The sequence below is a fragment of the Pseudomonas sp. P5_A2_2 genome (assembly GCF_054177685.1).
Genome location: NZ_JBGCUL010000299.1, coordinates 1 through 5,000, shown reverse-complemented (window position 1 = coordinate 5,000; position 5,000 = coordinate 1). Strand labels below are relative to the sequence as shown.

6 protein-coding genes are annotated in these 5,000 nt (G+C 60.4%); 4 read left to right on the top strand and 2 right to left on the bottom strand.

Annotated elements, in window-relative coordinates:
- The 4 genes from ACXRVY_RS16820 to ACXRVY_RS16805 form a co-directional block, all read left to right on the top strand.
- The coding region (locus tag ACXRVY_RS16820) for a hydantoinase/carbamoylase family amidase (RefSeq protein ID WP_458237803.1) at positions 1-840 on the top strand (840 nt) is incomplete at its 5' end.
- Positions 841-934: 94 nt separating this feature from the next.
- Positions 935-1,369 (top strand): carboxymuconolactone decarboxylase family protein, encoded by a 435-nt coding sequence (locus ACXRVY_RS16815; protein WP_223461884.1) that lies wholly within the window; start codon positions 935-937, stop codon positions 1,367-1,369.
- Between the two features lie 3 nt (positions 1,370-1,372).
- Positions 1,373-2,266 carry a sigma-70 family RNA polymerase sigma factor gene (locus tag ACXRVY_RS16810; protein WP_223461882.1) on the top strand — a complete coding sequence of 298 codons (894 nt, stop codon included), beginning with the start codon at positions 1,373-1,375 and terminating at the stop codon, positions 2,264-2,266.
- Positions 2,267-2,415: 149 nt separating this feature from the next.
- Positions 2,416-3,513 carry a LuxR C-terminal-related transcriptional regulator gene (locus tag ACXRVY_RS16805; protein WP_458237802.1) on the top strand — a complete coding sequence of 366 codons (1,098 nt, stop codon included), beginning with the start codon at positions 2,416-2,418 and terminating at the stop codon, positions 3,511-3,513.
- A gap of 466 nt (positions 3,514-3,979) precedes the next feature.
- On the opposite strand, the gene ACXRVY_RS16800 is transcribed toward ACXRVY_RS16805, so the two are convergent.
- Positions 3,980-4,747, bottom strand: coding sequence for an SDR family oxidoreductase (locus ACXRVY_RS16800; protein WP_007976320.1), 768 nt, complete (start codon positions 4,745-4,747; stop codon positions 3,980-3,982).
- 163 nt (positions 4,748-4,910) lie between these two features.
- Positions 4,911-5,000: hypothetical protein (locus tag ACXRVY_RS16795; RefSeq protein WP_458237804.1), on the bottom strand; the 90-nt coding region annotated here is incomplete at its 5' end.

Below are 5,000 nucleotides of genomic sequence, written 5' to 3'. Positions count from 1 at the left end.
TCCGGCGTGTTCGCCGAAAAGTTCACCCTCGAGGAAACCCTGGCCAAGGTCGATGCCGAGGGCGTGACGGTCGGTGAAGCACTCAATGCCATTGGCTACGCCGGCCCGCGCAAAGTCAGTGGCCACAAAGTCGGTGCCTATTTCGAAGCCCACATAGAACAAGGCCCGATCCTTGAAGACGAGCGCAAGACCATAGGCGTAGTCATGGGCGCCCTCGGGCAGAAATGGTTCGACCTCAAACTGCGCGGCGTCGAAGCCCACGCCGGCCCGACCCCGATGCACCTGCGCAAGGACGCCCTGGTCGGCGCCGCGGTGATCGTCGGAGCGCTCAACCGCGCCGCCCTCAGCCACCAACCCCATGCCTGCGGCACCGTCGGTTGCCTGCAAGCCTATCCCGGCTCGCGCAATGTCATCCCCGGCGAAGTGCGCATGACCCTGGACTTCCGCCATCTGGAACCGGCGCGCCTGGACTCGATGATCGCCGAAGTGCGCGAAGTCATTGAAACCACCTGCGACGAACACGGCCTGACCTTCGAGCTCACGCCAACGGCCGACTTCCCGCCGTTGTACTTCGACAAGGGCTGCGTCGARGCCGTGCGCGGCGCCGCCCAAGGCCTGGGCCTGTCGTACATGGACATCGTCAGCGGAGCAGGGCACGACGCGATCTTCCTCGCCGAACTCGGCCCGGCCGGAATGATCTTCGTGCCCTGCGAAGGCGGCATCAGCCACAACGAAATCGAAAACGCCGCGCCGGATGACCTGGCGGCCGGGTGTGCGGTGCTGTTGCGGGCGATGCTGGCGGCTTCGGCGGCGGTAGCGAAGGGCGAGTTGGCGGCCTGAACCAAGTGACGTGCGCTGAAACTTTCAGCGCACGTCACAACGCGCAATCCTCAATCGTCATCCAGTTGAATCCCTCAATCAGTGGAGCAACACGATGTCGTCCAACACCCAACCGGTCAATCTGCTGCAATCGATCCAACAGGTTTTCGAAAGCCTGACCCAGGTTCATGTCGTTCTCGATAATAGTGATCTCAATCCCACGCTCAGGCATTTGATCCACCTGCGCGCCTCGCAGATCAACCAATGTGGTTTCTGCGTGAAGATGCACACTCGCGAAGCCCGTGAGGCCAATGAAACCAACGAGCGCCTGGATCGCCTGATCGTCTGGCGTCACGTGAGTGACTTCAGCCTTTCGGAGCGCGCCGCGCTGGCATGGACCGAAGCCCTGACCGTGCTCGATGAAAACACCGATTACGCCAGCCTGCGCGGTGAACTGAGAGCGCATTTCAACGACGAACAGATCGGCGCCTTGACGGCCGAGATCGGCATGATCAACCTGTGGAACCGCTTGCAGGTGTCGAGGCACTGACTGATGAATTGCGCTGAAAACACCGCCACTGTATTCGAGCAGCGTCGGCCCTTTTTGCTCGGTCTGGCCTATCGCATCCTCGGCTCGCGCGCCGAAGCCGAGGATGCGGTGCAAGAGTTGTTCATCAAGTGGCTGGAGGCCGATCGCGCCGCCATCGCCACGCCGGCCGCCTGGCTGACCACGACCTGCACCCGGCACTGCATCGATGTGCTGCGCTCGGCGCACAAATCCCGGGTCGACTACATCGGCACCTGGCTGCCGGAGCCGATTCACACGGCCCATCAGGACTCACCCGAGCAGATGCATGAACTGGCTTCGTCGCTGTCCACCGCATTCGTGTTGTTGCTGGAGCGGCTGACACCCAAGGAGCGCGCCGCGTACCTGCTGTACGAAATTTTCGACATGGATTACCCGCAAGTCGCCGACGCAGTCGGAGTGCAGGAAGGCGCTTGCCGCAAATTGGTGTCTCGGGCCAAGGCCAGTCTCGGCAACGGACACGCCCGTTACCAGCCGGAACCCGTGCGTCAAAGCCAATTGCTGGGTGCGTTTCACGGGGCTATCGCCAGCGGCTCGACCGCTTCCTTGAGCGTCTTGCTGAGCGAAGACGTTGAACTGTGCGCCGACAGCGGCGGCAAGGCCCCGGCCATCCGCGAAACCCTGTTTGGCATCGAAAGCGTGCTGGACTTCATTGGTCAGTCGTTGCACGCCTATTGGCAAATGTGTGARTGGCTGCCCATTGAAATCAATGGTGCTCAAGGGGTGATGATCAAGGCCGACGGTGTTATCACCGCGTCGATGACGTTTGGTTTCGACGAAACGGGGCGGGTGAATCGGGTGTTCATCATGCGTAATCCGGACAAGTTGGCGGGACTGGGCGCGTCCTTTAACGTGCAATAGTCAGAGGGCCACCGGCCCTTCAAGCTTTTCGCTGACAGAAAATGATGGAGATCCCTGTGGGAGCGGGCTCGCTCCCACAGGGTTCGTTGCACTAACCAAAACTCCGGCGGTCGTAGTCTTCACAGGGTCACCCTACTTTTGGAGTCGCTATGAGCCAGGACGTCCTGACCACGCAAGCCAATCGCCGCCAGCTGCAACAAATCATCGCCGGCCTGTCCGACGGAGTGATTCTGCTGGATCCCGACCAGAGCATCCTGTGGGCCAACGAGGCGGCGCTGGCCATGCACGGTGCCGTGCAGATCAGCGATCTGTGTAGCAGCGCCAAGGCGTATGCGAAAAAATTCACCCTGCGCTATCACAACAATCACGTCGTGCCGGTCGACAGCTACCCGATCAACCGGGTGGTTCGCGGCGAGACGTTCAGCGATGTGCTGGTAGAAGTGACGTCGGCGGCGGGCGATGAACGCACCTGGGTCCATCGAGTGCGCAGTCTGGTGTTGGTCGACAGCCGTGGCGAGCCGGAATCGCTGGTGCTGATCATGGACGATGTCACCGACCGGGCCAGTGCCTCGCAACGCTTCGCTACTGCGTTTCGCCTGTCCCCGGTGCCGATTCTGCTGTGTGGCGCGGCCGATCAACGGGTGCTGGACGTCAACGAAGCGTTCCTCGATACCCTCGGTTATCCCAGTGAGGAAGTGCTTGGGATCAGCATTGCGCAGATCGACTTCATCGATGACAAAAATGCGCGCATCTGGCTGTTCGCCGCGCTGGAGAAAACCGGCAGTCTGGACCGCATCGATGTGCGCGTGCGCAGAAAAGACGCCGGGCTGATCGATTGCACCGTGTCGGCGGACACGGTGAACATTCAAGACAACCCGTGCTATCTGCTGGTGCTGGTGGACATCACCGAGCGCAAGCGCACCGAGCTGGAACTGGTGTCGGCCATCGAGGAAGCGATGAAGGGCGCCTCATGGTTCAGCCGCACGCTGATCGAAAAACTGGCCAGGGTGAAGCATGTCAATTCACCGAAGTTGCCCAGTGTGTCCTTCACCGACCTGACTGCCCGTGAGCGCGAAGTGCTGGGCCTGATATGCGAAGGCCGGGCCGACAAGGAAATCGCCGCGCGCCTGAAACTCGCGCCGAACACAGTGCGCAACCATGTGGCGGCGGTGTATTCCAAACTCAATGTGCACAGCCGCAATGAAGCGATTGTCTGGGCGCGGGAGTGGGGACTGTTCTCGAAATAGTGGCAGCCAAAGGAGCAGCGATAAGGCGCAAATGCCACCGGTCGGGCCATAAGTGATTCGCAGATTTTTATTTTTGTGGCAGGTGTGTGGATTTGCGCGCCGGTTCTGTTGTCACAAAAAATGTGTCGATCACTTGTCGCGGGTCAACTTATGAAGGCTCTTGGGAAGCGCGTTATCTCCCCTTTGTCGCTGGCATTTTGCGTAGCGATTCTCGGCGGCTGTGCCAGTCCGCCACCCCTTCCACCGGTCACGCCACCCCCTCCTGAACGAACCTGCCAGACCATGGATAAAACCGATGTCCTGGGCGATGTACGGGGCGAAGGCGGGCAGGTGACCCGAGTCACCACCACGACGCGTTGCGTCACGCAGTAAATCAGGGCGCTTCGATGGGCAACAACCCCGACTTGCTCGGGGGGTATCTCTCTGTGGGACCAAGCTTGCTCCCACAGAGGGTGCACTCAGGCAATCAGGACAGGAATCCGCCATCCACATTCAACGAAACACCTGTGGTGTAGCTGGAGGCGTCGCTGGCCAGGTACAACACTGCGCCGGCCATTTCGCTTGGGTCAGCCACGCGCTTGAGCGGAATCTGTTGCAGCGCGGTGTTCAGGATGGCTTCGTTTTTCACCAGTGCCGAGGCGAACTTGGTGTCGGTCAGGCCCGGCAGCAAGGCATTGCAGCGAATCCCGAACTGCGCACACTCCTTGGCAAACACCTTGGTCATGTTGATGACGGCCGCCTTGGTCACCGAGTAAATACCCTGGAAGATCCCCGGCGAAACACCGTTGATCGAGGCCACGTTGATGATGCTGCCACCACCGTTTTCGCGCATCAGCTTGCCGGCTTCGACCGACATGAAGAAGTAGCCGCGAATGTTCACGTCGACGGTTTTCTGGAAGGCGCTGAGGTCGGTGTCCAGCACGTTGCAGAACTGCGGGTTGGTCGCGGCGTTGTTGACCAGGATGTCCAGGCGGCCGAACTGTTCCTTGATGCCGGCGAAGACCTGGCTGATCTGTTCCATTTCGCCGATGTGGCAGGCGATGGCGGTGGCCTTGCCGCCGGCGGCGATAATGGCGTCGGCGACGTGCTGACAGCCTTCRAGCTTGCGGCTCGACACGATCACGTGAGCGCCTTGCTGGGCCAGCAGTTTGGCGATGGCTTCACCGATGCCACGGCTGGCGCCGGAGACGAAAGCGATCTTGCCGTCGAGGTCGAACAACTGAGTCTTGGACATGGGATTCCCTTATAAAAAGTCTTGTTATGCAGTCGAATGCCGGGGTAGAGGCCAATGCTGTTCGGTGGAGGCGGATTTGCCGCGTTTGGTTAATGAGCGAGCGTTATCGTTGACGACCTTCGTCGGAACGCCGCCCGGAGCAAGCTCGCTCCTACAGGGGATCTCAGAGGCTGGATTTCTGGATGACCTGCAAGCTCATCTGCTCCAGCAGCTTGTTCATGTGAATGAACTGCGCGAAGCGTTTGTCCTGGGT